Below are 15966 nucleotides of genomic sequence, written 5' to 3'. Positions count from 1 at the left end.
TCGATCAGAGTACGGACCAGGCCTTGCGGGCCCGATTCCAGGAGGTCAGGTCGGCGATCCAGCGGGCGGCGATGAGCTTCTTGAGGTTCTTCGCGGGGAAGCCACCGAAGGTGTCGACGGGGAGCATCTTGACGCCGTGAGCGACGGCCTCGTCGCCGACGGAGACGACCGTTCCCTTGTCGTCGTACTCCCAGGTCTTGAGCGGGCGATTGTCGATCGCACGGGCGATGTTCTCGCCGACGACCTCCGCGGCCTGCCAGGCGGCCTGTGCGGTCGGCGGGGCGGGCTGGCTGCCCTGATCGACGATCGCCGAGTCGCCGATGGCGAACACGTGCTCGTCGGAGGTTCGGAAGTTCGCCTTCGCCTCGACGCGGTTGTGCTGGTTATCGAGGTCGGTCCCGTCGAGGGCCTCACGCCCCGTGATGCCGCCGGTCCAGACGAACACGTCGTACTCGAGGGGGTCGCCCTCGTCGAAGTGGATGACGCCGTCCTCGGCCTCGGTGATCGGGTCGTCGGTGTGGATCTTGACGCCGGCTTCCTCGAGCAGGTCGCGCAGGGCCTGCTGGATCTCGGGGTCGTTCCCGGGGAAGATCTCGTCGAGTGCCTCGACCAGATGGATCTCGAGGGGCGCGCGGTTTTCGTCGCGGAACGCCGCGACCTCGCCGGCGGTCTGGATGCCCGAGAGACCGGCGCCGCCGATGACGACCTGGGCCGGCTCGCCGCGGGTCGCGTCGCGACTCGCCTCGGTGATCTGTTCGTTGATCTCGAGGGCGTCATCGAGGCTCTTGAGCGTCAGGGAGTGCTCCGCGAGGCCGGGGATGCCGTAGTAGGCAGTACCGCTCCCGAGGGCGACCAGCACGTAGTCGTACTCGACGTCTTCGCCGTCTGCGAGTTCGACGACGCGTTCCTCAGTGTCGAGGCCGGTGACGGTGTCGGTGATGAATCGGGTCCGCGGGTCGGCGATGTCGGCGACAGGGATGGTGATGTCAGCGCGAACCGAGGGATCTCGAATCACGCGGTGGGACTCGTGCAACACGAGGTGGTAGTCGGTGTCGGAGATCCAGGTCAGTCGAGCGGTCTCGTCGAGTTCCGATTGGAGCGACTTGATCGCGCCGGCGCCGGCGTAGCCGGAGCCGAGCACGACGACGTTCTCGGTCATATACGCCAACCTCCGTAACACACCGATACAAAGGTGTTGAAACCCGGATAGGCGTGCGCACCGTTCGCATGTAACAGAACTCGACAGAAACAATCGATTAGTCTACATATCTACAGAATCCGCTTTCCGAAGACGCTCGCCGCCAGTTCGGCGGCCAGTTCGGCCGTCTCGTTCTGTTCGTCGAGGATCGGATTGACCTCGACGACGTCCATCGACCGGAGAATCCCCTCGTTCTGGTCACGTTCGTAGACAGTCTCGAGCGCGGAGTGGGCCTCCCGGTAGGTGACGCCACCGCGGACGGGGGTCCCGACACCGGGGGCTGCGTTAGGGTCGAGCCAGTCCAGATCGAGGCTGACGTGGACGCCGTCGGTGCCCGCCGTCGCCACGTCGAGGGCGTCCTCGACGACCGCCGTGATGCCCCGCTCGTCGATGTCGGACATGGTGAACGCGGTCATCTCGCTCTCGCGAACGAGTTCGCGCTCGCGCTCGTCGATACTCCGGAGGCCGACGTAGGCGATCGATTCCTCGCGGACCCGCGGGGCGTGAGCCCACTCGAGGCCCTCGAACATGCCGCGACCGAGCGTCGCGGCCAGGGGCATCCCGTGGACGTTCCCGCTTGGGGACGTCGCGGGCGTGTTGAGGTCGGCGTGGGCGTCGAACCAGACGACGCCGAGATCGGCGTCCCGTGAGGAGCCGCCCATCGATCCGATGGCGATGGAGTGGTCGCCGCCGAGGACGAGCGGGAACGCGCCGGTCTCCAGGGTCGCGGCGACGGAACTGGCGACGCGCGTGGTCACGTCCTCGACCTCCCGGAGGAATTTGGCGCTGCCCTCGACCGGCTGATTCGCGTCGGGGTCGCGCTCCTCGGCACGGGGCATCGGGAGGTCACCCTGGTCGAGAACCTCGACGCCGGCGTCGGCGAGTTCGTCGGCGAGGCCCGCGTACCTGATCGCGGAGGTTCCCATGTCGACGCCGCGTCGGTCGGCCCCGTAGTCCATCGGTGCACCGATTACGTGGACAGCTCGATCCATACCTCGAGGTTCTCCACCCGACGTTTAGAGTGACCCGATTTCGGATTCGAGTATCCGATTCCACGAAACCGCTGGATACGGGGCGGTCGCGGTCGGATTCGGTCGTCGGAACCTTTAGGAATAGACGCACCTAAATTCGGACGATGATGCTGAGTGACGTCATGGAAGACTACCTCAAGGCGATCTACCAGCTCCAGGCGGGACGCGACGAGCGGGTCAAGACCTCCGCCATCGCCGACGAACTCGAGGTCACGTCCCCCACCGTCACCAGCATGCTCACCAAACTCGAGGAGCGTGGCCTCGTCGACCGCGAGAAGTACCGCGGCGTGGTCCTCACCCCGGAGGGCGAGACCGTCGCCCTCGAGGTAATCCGTCACCACCGCCTGCTCGAGGCCTACCTGACCGAGCACCTCGACTACGACTGGTCAGAGGTCCACGCGGAGGCCGACCGCCTCGAACACCACATCAGCGAGGACTTCGAGGCCAGAGTGGCCGCCGCCCTCGACGACCCCGACGTCGACCCCCACGGCGCCCCCATCCCGAGCGCCGACCTCGAGGCACCGAAGACGCCGACCGGCGATGCCATCTCGGCGTTCGAGGCGGGCGACCGCGTCGTCGTCCGGGAAGTCGCCGATCACGACCCCGAGATTCTCTCGTACCTGGCCGAACACGGCGTCGAGCCCGGCGTCGAACTCGAGATCCTCGAGGTCGCCCCCTTCGGGATGGTGACCGCGCGGCCGCTCGAGTCGACGGATACCGAAACCCAGGTCTCGCTCCCACAGGAGGTGGCCCGCCACGTCCGTGTCGCGACGCCGGTGGACGCCCGGTCGTGATCCGTCGGCGAACGGGCGGGCGGGAATTGATTACACGAAGTCAAGGAGAAAGCCCACGACTTCAGTCGTGAGATGTATCCGACAAATCCGACACAATCGCTCCTCCTAGCACGGTGTAGGGTTGATAGAATCAAAGCAACTAATAGTGAGTGAGTTTTATCTAAGGCTATGCCTCGTGGGTATAGTCGAGAGCGAACGTCGGTACACAACCTCCACTACCACTTCGTGTGGTGTCCGAAGTACCGCAAGCCGGTGCTGACTGACGAGGTTGTAGACTGTCTCGAACAACTCATCGAGGAGAAAGCCGACGAACTCGACCTCGACATACTCCGGCTGGCAATCCAGCCCGACCACGTACACCTGTTCATCACGGGGAATCCGAAACTCTCCCCGAACAAAATCATCCAACAGATCAAGGGCTACACCTCGCGGAACCTCCGAGACGAATTCGACTTCGGCCTCCCCTCGCTGTGGACGCGCTCGTACTTCGTCTCCTCAGCAGGCGAGGTATCGAGCCAGACCATTGAGGAATACATCGAAGCCCAGACCGGCCAATAAAATGCGTCGCGAAGTCACCACCACGATACGGGTCAGGCTCCACTCACTCACTCAGCGGAAAGCCCGACTCATCGAACGCGAATACACCGCGTTCCAAGACGCCGTTCACGGTGACGATGACGCGAACCTCTACTCCGCCACCAAACAACAGGCGGGGAAAGTCCAATCGAACAAGAACCCACGCGAGGATACCGAACAACCAGTCGTTCTTCGAAATGACTGCATCACCATTGAACACGACGAGGATACGGTTCTCTCGTCGTGGTGGTTTAAACTCCCCGTCTACAACCCCGAGCGAGAACGCGGAGACAGCATCTGGGTACCCGTTCACGTTCCTGAGAAAGACACGCGCCTCCTCACCGACGAGTACATCCGAGACTCGGAACTCGTCCGCCGCGACGGTGAGTGGTACGTCCATCTCGTCTGCAAGCGGTCTGTGGCCGTTGCAGACGCGTACGACGACGTACTCGCCGTCGATATGGGTGCCAAATGGATAGCCGTCAGTACGTTCCTCTCCGACCGTGAGACCAAATTCCACGGCGTGGAAGTGCGACGCATTCGCGAACACTACAAGCAACTCCGCAAGTCCATCGGGAAGGCGAAGGTTCGTTCGGGGGCACAGGTTATCGACCGCATCGGCGACAAAGAGTCGCGAACGGTCGAACACGAGTTACATCAGGTGGCGAACGGACTCGTCGCCCGCGCTCGTAAACGGAACGCTGCCATCGTGTTCGGTGATTTGACGGGCTTGCGTTTCGACAACGATAAGGGGCGGTACGTGAACGACAAGACGCACAAGATGCCGTACGCGAAGCTGGCGACCATCCTCACGTACAAAGCGCATCTCGACGGTCGAGAGTGTTTGCCGGTGAACGAGGCGGACACGTCGGTGACGTGTTGGCGGTGTGGGTCACAGAATACGAGTCGTGACGTGCAGGGTCGATTGGAGTGTCACGAGTGTGAGTTGGATGATAATGCGGACAAGAACGGTGCGTCGAACATCGGAAAACGAGCCGTCGGTAAGGACCTTCAGAGCCCGCTATCGACGGTGGGGGCTGTTGTGGCTCAGCCCGAAACGCAGGTCAGACTCGAGGGAACAAACGGTGAGACAGAACCTGCGAACTCCCCGGAAGACGTGAGCCTAACCCTCAGTGAGGGAAGCCCACGACTCCAGTCGTGGGAGTAGTCACTACGGTCGTGAAGAAATTCGAGATAGCTATCGAAACCGAACCTGACCATCGGATTTAAGCAAATCAATTACCAAGGATTCACCATGTCATCAATCGAGCTTACCCCGAGCCAAAAGAAAATTTTGCGTGCGCTCACCAATCTTCACTCCGAGGACGAAGATGCGATCAAAGGTGAAGACATCGCCGAGCAGGTCGACCGCAACCCGGGAACCATCCGCAACCAGATGCAGAGCCTGAAGGCCCTCCAGCTGGTCGAGGGCGTACCTGGCCCCAAAGGCGGCTACAAACCGACTGCAGCCGCCTTCGAGGCCCTCGAGATCCAGCAAATGGACGAGCCGGCGGCCGTCCCGCTCACCCACGAGGGCACCCCGATCGAGGGGATCATCGTCGAGGAGATCGACCTCTCGAGCGTCCACCACCCGGAACTCTGCCGGGCCGAGATTCACGTCCAGGGCTCGACCGGTGACATCCACGAGGGCGACAGCGTCACCGTCGGGCCGACGCCGCTGTCGAAACTGGTCATCGAGGGAGTACTCGATGGGAAAGACGACACGAACAACATCCTGATTCTCCGGATCGAGGACATGGTCGCGCCGGCAGAAGAGCCGGCCCACTGACGCCAGCCCGTCGTCTTCGACCCTCGCTGTAACTCTCGACTCGCACTGTGGCTCTCGAGTCGCGGGTGACTCCAGACTCGCGTTGTTACTCTCGAGTTACCTCGAGCGTTCGTCGGCATCTCGAGAGACGGACTGCTGTTCGCGTCACGCGTCGACGCCAGCTCGAGGGGCCGAATCGGTTGCGGGCCGAATTTCTCGCGAACCGCTTACGCGTCGACGGCACCCGTCCGCAGGTGATGGAAGAGGTACGTCTGGGCATACCCGGCGTAACGCCCGCCGAGTCGCTCGCGAATCGCTCGAGACGTCTCGGCGTACGATCCCTGGTCGCAATCGGGGTAGTACTCCGCGATGGCGCTCCTGATCCACGTGTCGAGAGGCACGGCCTCGTCGAACCCCAGCGAGAAGAGCAGGACGCAGTCGGCCACCTTGTCGCCGACGCCGACGAACCGCGTGAGGTACTCGCGAGCGGCCTCGTACTCGAGGTCGCAGGCGTCCTCGGGGCGGGCCTCGCCGTCTGCGACCATCTCGGCCGTGCGCTGGACGTAGGGGGCGCGATACCCCAGGCGCAGGTCCCGGAGGTCGGCTTCGGTGGCCCTCGCGAGCTGGTCGGGCGTCGGGAAGGCGTAGACGGTCTGGCCGGCGAGCGCGTAGGCGTCGCCGTACTCCCGCGCGAGCGTCGAAACCATGCCGTGGATCCGTCCAACGCGCATCTGCGCCGAACAGATGAACGAGATCAACGTCCCGAAGGGTGGGTCGTCGACCAGTCGCATCCCGTCGTGGGCCGCGTACGCCGCCCGTATCAGCGGATCGTCGGGCGCGTCCGCGGCGATCGCCTCGAGGTCGTCCTCGAGACGCAACAGTTCGCGGACGAGCGGGTCGGCGTCGACCGTCGAGTGCCACTCGAGGTCGCCACCGGGGCCGTCGGGCTGGCGCACCCGGATCGGAACGTCGTCGACGACGGTCCGGTACCACGTCTCGGGCGCCCGACGGTCCGTGTACATCTCGCCGTCGCTTCGCGTCCAGAGGTAGCTCTGGCCGCTCTCGAGGGTGAGGTACAGGTCGAACCCGCCCGAGAGGGCTTCGACGGCAATCGTGTCGCTGACAGTGGCTGTCGCCATCGCTCTCGTCGTGGCCTTCGTGGGTGCGGGTATGGGCCTTCTGATTTCGGCCCGGTTCGAAAATTCGACAGCGGGAGCGAGACCGAGACCGACGCCTGTGGCCCACTACGGGCGAACCTTCATACCGAATGCGATACAATAGCTCACTATGCACTGCAGGGTTGTCGTCGAAGCTGCCGTGCCGGTGTTCGACGTCGAGACGGAGGACGAGGCAATCCGTATCGCCATCTCGAAAACTGGCGAGATGCTGAACCCTGACCTGAACTACGTCGAGATCAACATGGGCAAGCGCACCTCCCCCGGCGGCGAGGAACTGCCGCCCGCGTTCATCGCCGCCGACGAGGCCCTCGTCGCCCTCGAGCTCGAGATAACCGTGTTCAACGTCGAACGCGAGGAACACGCCTCCCGAATCGCCCGCAAGGAGATCGGTCAGCGCCTCGAGAACATCCCGCTGGAGGTGCTTTCGGTCGAGGTGCTCGAGGACGACGAGGACGACGACAGCGACACGGACGACAGCGACACGGACGACGACAGCGACACGGACGACGACAGCGACACGGACAGCAATAGCGACAACGAAACGTCGACCGACGAATCGGCTCGAGACGACGAGACTCCCAGCGAAGACGCCGCTGACGATCAGAGCTCCGAGACGGACGACGACGTTCTCCCCGAATTCGAAGATTTGCTCGAGTGACAGTCACGAACCGGACGCAATAGTCGACCAGTCATCGCACGAATACGGAGCCAGCGTACGCCTCGAGCGAGAGCAGCACAGTCCGTCGCCGAGGGCGCTCGAAGAACGACTGTGGGTAGTGAAACACAAAGAGAGACGGCAAAACTGGTTTTTGCGTCGAAGTCGAAGGTCGGGGTCGAAAACGAACGTCGAACGTCGAGAGTCGAAATCGAAATCGAAATCAAACGTCAGATAGCGCCAGTCTTTCCAGTCGGTGGTGTCGTTGATCAGGGTATCGCAGGAAACTCAGTCGGCCGTGGCTGCGACTGCTTCCGCCTCCCCCTCTCGCATCGGTTGCGTAATTCCCCCAGCCAGCGCAAAAACAGCAGCTTTGTGATCGGTTTTCGATTTGTGGATCGATGTCGGTCGAATCCCAAGAGACTCGTACTCGTCGAGCGAAACCGAACAGTCCTCCCAGTTAGCACAGTGGTTCGATACTTCGGCAAGAAGGCCGTGAAGGTGAATGAGCTCTTGTTTCTTCATAACCATGCAATCATACCCACTGCAGGGTTATATTATTATCTTGAGTCTCGTTAACACGCTCCAGGTGACGATTGAACGAAATTTCGCCGTTCGAGACCATCTCGAGGGGAAATCGCTCTTCAAAAACCACTCGGAAGGATCGGCCTAACGAGGATTTGAACGACGAAATCTCCGGTTTCTGACGGAATCCAACGAGGTTTTCCTCGGACCGCCGATCGGAGTGGCTGTGCGGACGAAACTGGTCGCCAGTAGGGATGGAGAAATCGACACGAACGACGGAACGTGTCGCTCGCTGACGTCGAGTCACTGCCGTGTAAATTGGTCGGAAACCGGGGTCGAAAACCGACGTATGGTCGCGTTCCGGTCGTCGACGGTCGAGGCCGGAGTCAACCTGGATTCGTGCGAACTCGAACTCGCGCGAACTCGACGCGAACCCGGACTCGAGCATCGAGCGCTCGTTCACCCTTCGAGCGGCGGCGCTCTGCACGGGTGCGATCGAAAAAAGCTCGACGAACGTCGCAGTTACCCGAGTTGTTTCAACGTTCGCAGATCGCGATCCGTCCGGGTAAATTCGGCCATTCGCCGGGAAGCGTGGCAGTTAGGACAGTGAAACATTGAGGTGGAGTCGGGCAATTCAGCGGGCGTCAGTTGCCATTCTTTGACGCATTCAGGGCAGACGAGTTGGACGGTCGTTTCGACCATGCTATGTCAATACACACCCACCGTCAAAAACGTTACCGCGCACCTGAAACGATGAAACGACGAGTCGATCGACACCGAACCGACGGACACGCTGTCGACCGATCTTAGACCGTCATCGTGTCGCTGGCCTCGAGCAACTCCTTGTACCGGTTTCGGATGGTCACTTCGGAGATGCTCGCGACCTCGCTGACGTCGTTCTGGGTGACCTTTTCGTTGGTCAGCAAGGCGGCGGCGTACACCGACGCGGCCGCGAGGCCGACCGGCGACTTGCCGCTGTGGACGCCCTGCTTGCGGGCCGACTCGAGCAGGCTCCGGGCCCGGCGCTCGGTCTCGTCCGAGAGGTCCAGGTCGCTGATGAACCGTGGGACGTAGCTCTCGGGGTCGGCCGGCTTGATCTCGAGGTTGAGCTGGCGGACGATGTAGCGGTAGGTCCGGGTCAGCTCCATTCGGTCGACGCGGCTGACGGCGGCGATCTCGTCGAGGCTGCGCGGCGTCCCCGCCTGTCGCGCGGCGGCGTACAGCGCCGAGGTGGCGACGCCCTCGATCGAGCGTCCCGGGAGCAGGTCCTCGTCGAGCGCTCGCCGGTAGATCACGCTGGCGGTCTCCCGGACGTTCTCCGGGAGGCCGAGAGCGCTGGCCATGCGGTCGATCTCGCCGAGGGCCTGCTTGAGGTTGCGCTCCTTGCTGTCCCGGGTGCGGAAGCGCTCGTTCCAGGTGCGCAGGCGCTGCATCTTCTGGCGCTGGCGACTCGAGAGCGAACGCCCGTAGGCGTCCTTGTCCTGCCAGCCGATGTTGGTCGACAGGCCCTGGTCGTGCATCATCTTGGTCGTCGGCGCGCCGACGCGAGACTTCTTGTCCTTCTCGGCGGAGTCGAACGCGCGCCACTCGGGCCCGCGGTCGATTTCGTCTTCCTCGACGACCAGGCCACACTCCGAGCAGACCGTCTCGGCGTGCTCGCTATCCGAGACCAGTCGGCCGCCGCACTCGGGGCACTGCTCGTCCTCGCTGGCTCGCGGCTCCTGTTCCCGCTGTGTCTCGCCACTGTAGGTTCGAATTGTCGTATCTGTCATGGTGTATCGACTCAGTTACTCAGAGCTCCCGGGTGGGGGGAACCAGAAGAAAACCCGGACGCTCCAGCTAACATACGGTAAGGGCGAAAGGCATATAAAGCTTTTGCCTTCTTTATAAAGAAGTCACGCGAGTAGTTATGTACGTTTCGGTTATTACATGATCGTTCGTTGCTGATCAGCTGTCGAGCGCTGGAATTCCCGGCACCGTCAGACGGTGAAGAGGTGACCCTCGGTTGGCACGTCGAATAGTCCGATCCGAGCCCCGGCATCGAGCCAGGCGTGTCCGTAGGAGAACGCCGCGAGCGCGTTCACCAGGTCGCCTTCCTCCCGAAAGTGGCGACCGTCCTCGAGGTACGACCGGGCCATCTCGTGACACTCCGCGGCAGCCTCCGCCATCGGGGTTCCCTCCGGCGGCGCGATGGTCGCCGCCTCGAGCGCCTCCGCCAAGAGGGTGCCGTAGCGATCGGTCTTCTCCTCGAGTTCAGCGGGCATACTCGCGAGTCGGTCGGACGGGCCGTAAACGCATCGTCATCGTGATCACCCCACGCCAACGCCATCGCCGTCACCATCACCTTCGACTGCGGACGGTCCGTTCACGGCGACTGTCAGGACGATAAAGACGTAACTAGGGGGCCGTGGTATCGCCGGCGATGCGACTGATACAGGCGCTCGTCCCCTCCGCCGTCCGGGACGACGTGCTGTTCGCGCTCGACACCGAGGGGATCGACTACGTAACCCTCCGGGAGAACACCGACGAGGAAGACAGCGTCATCGTCCAGTTTCCGTTGCCCACACAGGCCGTCGAGGAGGTCCTCGAGACGCTCGAGGAAGCCGGCGTCGACGACGACTTCATCGTCGTCAGTTCGATCGAGACGGCACGGACGCCGGGCCTCGAGTCCCTCGAGAAGCGCTTCGTCAGCGGGAGCGAGTCCGACGACAGTATCTTCTACGAAGAGATTCGGACGCGGGCACTGAACATGACGCCGAACCGCCTCACCTACTACGCGATGACGCTTCTGAGTGCAGTCGTGGCGACGGCCGGCCTTCTGCTCGACTCGCCGGCTATCGTCGTGGGGTCGATGGTCATCGCCCCGCAGGTGAGCGCCGCGCTGACCGGCACCGTCGGGATGGTGCTCAACGACCGCGGCATGATCGTCGGCGGCATCTCCTCGCTCGTCGGCGGGCTGGTGGCCGCGATGGCCGGGGCGTTCGCGTTCGCCTGGCTCGTCCGCTCGGGGGCCATCGTCCCCTCGACTATCGAGATCACGGCCATCCACCAGGTGAGCACCCGCATCTCGCCCGACCTCCTCTCGCTGCTCATTGGCATCTGCGCCGGTGCTGCGGGCGCGTTCGGGCTGGCGACCGCCCTGCCCGTCTCACTCGTCGGCGTCATGATCGCCGCGGCGCTCATCCCCGCCGCGGCGGCCGTGGGCATCGGCCTGGCCTGGAACGCGCCCCTGGTCGCGGCCGGAGCGTTCGTCCTGCTCACGATCAACGCCGCGTCCATCGTCCTCTCCGGCCTCGCCGTCTTCTGGTACCTCGGCTACCGGCCCGACCACTGGGTCCCGGGAGATCTGCGTGGGAACCTGGCCCGCGACCGCCTCGGCGCGATCGTTCCCGCAATCCTCGTCCTCTCGCTCGTCTGCCTGCTCGCCGGCGGCGTCCTCTTCCACCACGTCTCCTTCGAAAACGACGTCAACGAGGAGATCCGAACCGTCCTCGATAATCCCGAGTACGACCGGCTCGAGCTCGTCGAACTCCGGACGGAGTTCGCCGGGGGCGACCTGGCTACCTCCTACGAGGTGACCGCCGTAATTCGCCGTCCCGACGGTGTCGCCTACCCGGACCTCGTCTCTACCCTCGAGGACGCGCTCGAGGATCGGACGGGTCGCCAGATCGACGTGACCGTCGAGTACGTCGACCGGGACACCGGAGCGAACCTTGGCGACGCGCGGTTCGACTCGGTGAACCGACATGCGGACGACCGCGGAATGGGAGGGTCGCCAGGACCGACCGCGGAATGCCAGGAACGCAAGGCGTTTAGGTCGCCTGTGCGTAGTACGGATACATGAGCGACGCCCCTCGAGTCGAAATTTACACCAAAGAGAACTGCCCGTACTGCGAGAAGGCGAAGGACCTCTTCGACGCCAAGGAGGTCGCCTACGAGACCTACAACGTCACGGGTGACGAGGACCTGTTCGAGGAGATGGTCGACCGCGCCGAGGGCCGCAAGACCGCCCCCGAAGTGTTCGTGAACGACGAACTGATCGGCGGCTGGGACGAGACCAGCGCCCTCGACGAGACCGGCGAACTCGACGAGATGCTCGGGATCGCCCGCGAAGACGACTGCGAGGTCGTCGAGCACCGTCGCCTGATCATCGCCGGAACGGGTATCGCCGGCCTGACGGCGGCCATCTACGCCGGCCGGTCGAACAACGAGCCCCTGGTCATCGAGGGCGACGAACCCGGCGGCCAGCTCACCTTGACGACCGACGTGGCGAACTACCCGGGCTTCCCCGAGGGGATCAGCGGCCCGGAACTCGTGAACGACATGAAGGAACAGGCCCGCCAGTTCGGCGCCGAGCTGAAAAACGGCATCGTCGCGAACGTCGAACGGCTCGAGGATCCCTCGGTCGTGGAGGGCGCCACCGAGGACTCCTTCTGCGTCGACCTCACCAACGGCGACCGCTACACCGCCGACGCCGTCATCGTCGCCTCCGGCGCCAGCGCCCGAACCCTCGGCATCCCTGGCGAGGACGAACTCATGGGCTACGGCCTCTCGACGTGTGCGACCTGCGACGGCGCGTTCTTCCGCGACGAGGACATGCTCGTGGTCGGCGGTGGCGACGCAGCCATGGAGGAAGCCTCGTTCCTCACGAAGTTCGCCGACACGGTCTACCTGGCCCACCGCCGCGAGGAGTTCCGCGCCGAGGACTACTGGATCGACCGCGTCCACGAGCACGTCGAGGACGGCAACATCGAGATCATGAAGAACACCGAATTGATCGAGATTCACGGCTCCCAGGAGGAAGGTGTCGACCACGTCACCCTCGTTCGCAACGAGAAGGGGCACCCCACCGACCGCCTCGACGACCCCGAAACCGAGGAGTTCGACTTCGACGTCGGCGCCGTCTTCTTCGCCATCGGCCACACGCCCAACACCGACTACCTCGAGGGACTCGGCATCGAAACCGACGACGAAGGCTACCTCGAGACAAAAGGCGGCGACGGCGGCGGCCAGACCGAAACCGACGTCGCCGGTATCTTCGGCGCCGGCGACGTCGTTGACTACCACTACCAGCAAGCGGTCACCGCCGCGGGCATGGGCTCGAAGGCGGCCATCGACGCCGACGAGTACCTCGAGGACCTCGAGCGAGAGCGCGAGGACGCCGTGCTCGAGGAGAGAGAGGAAGTTCCGGCGGCCGACGACTGACGACTGACGGTTGTCGGCTGATACAGACCGATAGCGCATACCTCCGACTTTAGGCGGAGGTCAAGCGGTAGGCCCAGCGAGCCACTCGCAGTCGGTGGCCGGGACAGATTTCGACCGCAATCGTTTTCGTGTGCTTCCGAGTAACATGAACTGCTACGAATACCGTGAGATGCCGTCCCCGAACCAGAAGGGGAAGCGAGCCAGCGGTGGTTCGCACGGCGATGACATGGTATTCGATGGGGCCTGTTTGACCGGGCCACAGCCCTATACGAGGGAGGAAACGAGAGTTCCCCCGGTGTGTCGCCGGTTCCCTCTGAGTGCGGGTTGGAACCTCGAACGCCACACTCGGCGGAAATCCGATGGGCGGATTCCACGTCCTTTAGGGCGTGGAGGAGGTCAAACCCGACTCCAGTCAGGGATCGGTACGCTCGAGGAACCGCGACTGCACGTCCCCCGTCGGCATCATACACTGCTCTTTCTTCCCGAACCAGCGGTAGCGCCGGTTCGCGACGAAGTCGTACGCCCAGTCTCGAACCGGGCGCGGGACGAACCGAAACGGCGATAGCAGGGCGTAGATCCCACCGAGATGGCTCGCCGTGCGGATGATCGCTCCCGACTTGACGTAACTGTCCTCGCCCTCGATCAGGACGACCGACTCGAGTTCGTCGGTCGGCAGACCGTGCTCGGCACACAGCGCCTTGCCCACGTCGGACTGGATCGAAGCGAAGTAGAACTGCTCGTCCGTATCGCGGGGGACGACGAACTGGACGAAGCCGTTGCAGAGGTTGCAAATGCCGTCGAAGAGGAGGATTGGGGCGTCTGCGGGAACCTCGAGGTCGGCGCTCATTGGTCGATTTTCGTTCGGTGTGTAGTTCAGCATTCCGATGGCGGTGATTGGGGTCTCCGTTTACTCTATCCGTCGACTCTCACAGTTGCACGGACGTCCCAGGTCGAGTGATAGACGAACGCGCGGGCTTGAGCAAAGACGAGCGCAAATCGCGTGACGATACCGGCCGCAAGGCCACGTCAGGCCCGAAGAAGACAACAAGCTTATGCATCATTGCGCGTGACACCTCGGAAACGATCGACCCAAACGATGTCCTCGCAATCCACCTCCAGTCTGGACCGGCTGTCAGCCGCCATGGATCGGTTCGCCGTCGCCCTCCAGCGACGGTTCGAGATAGACCTCCGGGCGCTCGCCGCGTTTCGAATCGCACTCGGGCTCCTCATCATCCTCGACCTGCTGAATCGGACTCGTCACCTCAGAGAGTTCCACACCGACGAGGGCGTCCTTCCGCTACGGGCACTTTTCTCGGACTACTCCGACGTCTACTCAGTACACGCAATTTCGGGCGAACCGTGGGTACAGGCGCTGTTATTCGCCATTGCAGGAGGGTTTGCACTCGCGTTGATACTCGGGTATCGAACTCGACTCGCAACCGTCGTCTCCTGGTTCCTGCTCGTGTCGCTGCACATTCGAATGCCGATGGTACTTAACTCGGGCGACATCCTGTTGCGATTACTGTTGTTCTGGGGAATCTTCCTCCCGCTCGGGGAGCGGTGGGCCATCGACGCCCGACGGATCGATCTGCCACGGTCGACGCTCTCGAGCGAAGCGACGATGGCCGTCCTATTACAGGTGTTCCTGATGTACTTCACTAACGCCATCCACAAGTACGGGAGCGACAAGTGGATGAGCGGAGAAGCGGTCGGCTTCATCTTCCAGGCGGACCACCTGACGATCCTCCTCGGCAATGTGCTCGCGGATCAGTTCCTGCTGCTCAAGTTGTTTACGTACGCCTGGCTCGTCTGTATCTTCGCTTCCCCACTGTTAATCCTCCTCACCGGGTATCCTCGAGCCCTGCTGGCGACGGCTCTCGCCGGAATGCACCTCGGGATGGTCGTCACCCTCCGTATCGATCTCTTCCCCCTGATCGCCGTCTCCGGGTTGCTCCTCTTTTATCCACCAGCGGTGTGGGATCGGGTGACCGCACTCGGCGCCTATCTCGGCCTGGATACGCCGCTTCGAGCACGACTCGAGTGGCTGCAGCGGACCGCCCCGAGATTCCCCTCGCCGTCGGCATCGCTGTCTCACCCGTCGCTCTCGACGGTAACCGCAGGCGGGCGCGACGCGTTTTTCTCCGTTCTTCCCGCCATGTTCCTGCTCCTCGTCCTGTTCGCCAACGCAGAGGCTGTCGACTACACCGAGGTCCCCGACCCTGCAGAGCAGGTCATCGACACTACGATGATCGATCAGAGCTGGCGGATGTTCGCCCCGAACCCCACCTCGAACGCCAAGTGGTTCGTCGTCCCTGGTGAACTCGAGGACGGTTCGGAAGTCGACGTCATGCACGGCGGGGAAGTCGACTGGGACAGGCCACCGAGCGTCGACGAGACCTACAAGAGTGCGCGCTGGCGCAAGTACCTCTCGAACATGCGATACGTCGACAACGAAAAACATCGGTCGTACACGGCGAACTACCTCTGTGATCGCTGGAACGAGGAGCACGAGACTGACGTCGAGAGCCTGACCATCTACGGAATGACGGATCGATCGGGACCGTACGACGACGAACCGGACGTCGCCCGATTCACGCTCATCGAATACGACTGCTCGGGCGACTTCGTACAGGAGTCGGCGTAGGGAGACGTTCAGTGATCGACGTCCTTCTCGACGTGAGCCATTAGAGAACGGCTGCGTCCCACCGAATCGCGCTATTTTCGTTGTTGTTAGAATACGTGCTGGCACCGTCAACTACCCCCATGTATCCGTATCGACAGTGCACTATCGCTTTCCGGGGAGTTCTCTGGGTGACTTGTCGTCACAGTCGCAGACGTACCGTAGACCGGAGTGAGTTCCAGGTCCTGTCGGCTGTCACCGACCGGTTCGTCAGCCCCGAAATGCATGGCGTTCATCCAGGGCCCCGTCCAACTCTCGAGGCCGAACGCAAGATCCGAAGAACCCGAGAAAAACGATCGGAGAACGAGACTATACGAGTGCTCGAGGCCGTGGTGTTGACTCGACTGACGACTCCT

16 protein-coding genes are annotated in these 15966 nt (G+C 62.9%); 8 read left to right on the top strand and 8 right to left on the bottom strand.

Annotated elements, in window-relative coordinates:
• Positions 1-4: 4 nt before the first annotated feature.
• Entirely contained in the window at positions 5-1159 is a 1155-nt protein-coding gene (locus J1N60_RS07960) for an NAD(P)/FAD-dependent oxidoreductase (RefSeq protein WP_312912079.1), read from the bottom strand.
• 110 nt (positions 1160-1269) lie between these two features.
• Positions 1270-2190 (bottom strand): arginase, encoded by a 921-nt coding sequence (gene rocF, locus J1N60_RS07955; protein ID WP_312912077.1) that lies wholly within the window; start codon positions 2188-2190, stop codon positions 1270-1272.
• Positions 2191-2333: 143 nt separating this feature from the next.
• On the opposite strand from rocF, the gene J1N60_RS07950 reads away from it, so the two are divergent.
• The 4 genes from J1N60_RS07950 (at position 2334) to J1N60_RS07935 (ending at position 5388) form a co-directional block, all read left to right on the top strand.
• A complete protein-coding gene (locus J1N60_RS07950) occupies positions 2334-3023 on the top strand; it encodes a metal-dependent transcriptional regulator (RefSeq protein WP_312912075.1) in 690 nt (229 codons plus the stop codon).
• Positions 3024-3191: 168 nt separating this feature from the next.
• Positions 3192-3581 (top strand): IS200/IS605 family transposase, encoded by a 390-nt coding sequence (gene tnpA / locus J1N60_RS07945; RefSeq protein WP_312912073.1) that lies wholly within the window; start codon positions 3192-3194, stop codon positions 3579-3581.
• Position 3582: 1 nt separating this feature from the next.
• A complete protein-coding gene (locus tag J1N60_RS07940) occupies positions 3583-4767 on the top strand; it encodes an RNA-guided endonuclease InsQ/TnpB family protein (protein ID WP_312912071.1) in 1185 nt (394 codons plus the stop codon).
• An 87-nt stretch (positions 4768-4854) separates the two neighbouring features.
• Positions 4855-5388 carry an Rrf2 family transcriptional regulator gene (locus J1N60_RS07935; protein WP_312912069.1) on the top strand — a complete coding sequence of 178 codons (534 nt, stop codon included), beginning with the start codon at positions 4855-4857 and terminating at the stop codon, positions 5386-5388.
• 206 nt (positions 5389-5594) lie between these two features.
• On the opposite strand, the gene J1N60_RS07930 is transcribed toward J1N60_RS07935, so the two are convergent.
• Positions 5595-6506, bottom strand: coding sequence for a DNA-3-methyladenine glycosylase family protein (locus J1N60_RS07930; RefSeq protein WP_312912067.1), 912 nt, complete (start codon positions 6504-6506; stop codon positions 5595-5597).
• A gap of 148 nt (positions 6507-6654) precedes the next feature.
• Here J1N60_RS07930 and J1N60_RS07925 point away from each other — a divergent pair, with 148 nt between their 5' ends.
• Complete coding sequence (locus tag J1N60_RS07925) at positions 6655-7203, top strand: DUF555 domain-containing protein (protein WP_312912065.1); 549 nt, start codon at positions 6655-6657, stop codon at positions 7201-7203.
• A 285-nt stretch (positions 7204-7488) separates the two neighbouring features.
• On the opposite strand, the gene J1N60_RS07920 is transcribed toward J1N60_RS07925, so the two are convergent.
• The 4 genes from J1N60_RS07920 to J1N60_RS07905 all read right to left on the bottom strand — a co-directional run bounded on the left by J1N60_RS07920 (position 7489) and on the right by J1N60_RS07905 (position 9989).
• Positions 7489-7725: a UPF0058 family protein gene (locus J1N60_RS07920; protein ID WP_253438168.1), complete on the bottom strand. Its 237-nt coding sequence runs from the start codon at positions 7723-7725 to the stop codon at positions 7489-7491.
• A gap of 522 nt (positions 7726-8247) precedes the next feature.
• Entirely contained in the window at positions 8248-8427 is a 180-nt protein-coding gene (locus J1N60_RS07915) for a DUF7836 family putative zinc-binding protein (RefSeq protein ID WP_254159800.1), read from the bottom strand.
• Positions 8428-8531: 104 nt separating this feature from the next.
• Entirely contained in the window at positions 8532-9497 is a 966-nt protein-coding gene (locus tag J1N60_RS07910) for a transcription initiation factor IIB (RefSeq protein ID WP_312912061.1), read from the bottom strand.
• 207 nt (positions 9498-9704) lie between these two features.
• Positions 9705-9989, bottom strand: coding sequence for a DUF357 domain-containing protein (locus tag J1N60_RS07905; protein ID WP_312912059.1), 285 nt, complete (start codon positions 9987-9989; stop codon positions 9705-9707).
• Positions 9990-10147: 158 nt separating this feature from the next.
• Between J1N60_RS07905 and J1N60_RS07900 the strand changes: the two genes are divergently transcribed.
• Both J1N60_RS07900 and J1N60_RS07895 read left to right on the top strand, forming a co-directional pair.
• The gene (locus J1N60_RS07900) at positions 10148-11569 is read left to right on the top strand and encodes a DUF389 domain-containing protein (protein ID WP_312912057.1); all 1422 of its coding nucleotides are present in this window, start codon (positions 10148-10150) and stop codon (positions 11567-11569) included.
• Positions 11566-12930 carry an FAD-dependent oxidoreductase gene (locus J1N60_RS07895; RefSeq protein WP_312912055.1) on the top strand — a complete coding sequence of 455 codons (1365 nt, stop codon included), beginning with the start codon at positions 11566-11568 and terminating at the stop codon, positions 12928-12930. Before J1N60_RS07900 ends, J1N60_RS07895 begins: the two co-directional genes overlap by 4 nt.
• Positions 12931-13342: 412 nt before the next feature.
• Here J1N60_RS07895 and J1N60_RS07890 read toward each other — a convergent pair whose 3' ends face one another.
• Entirely contained in the window at positions 13343-13777 is a 435-nt protein-coding gene (locus J1N60_RS07890) for a thiol-disulfide oxidoreductase DCC family protein (RefSeq protein ID WP_312912053.1), read from the bottom strand.
• A 249-nt stretch (positions 13778-14026) separates the two neighbouring features.
• Here J1N60_RS07890 and J1N60_RS07885 point away from each other — a divergent pair, with 249 nt between their 5' ends.
• Complete coding sequence (locus tag J1N60_RS07885; RefSeq protein WP_312912051.1) at positions 14027-15574, top strand: HTTM domain-containing protein; 1548 nt, start codon at positions 14027-14029, stop codon at positions 15572-15574.
• The last annotated feature ends 392 nt before the right edge of the window (positions 15575-15966 follow it).

The sequence above is a fragment of the Natronosalvus caseinilyticus genome (assembly GCF_017357105.1).
GTDB classification, from domain to species: Archaea; Halobacteriota; Halobacteria; order Halobacteriales; family Natrialbaceae; genus Natronosalvus; species Natronosalvus caseinilyticus.
This window is presented reverse-complemented; position numbering and strand designations above follow the sequence as displayed.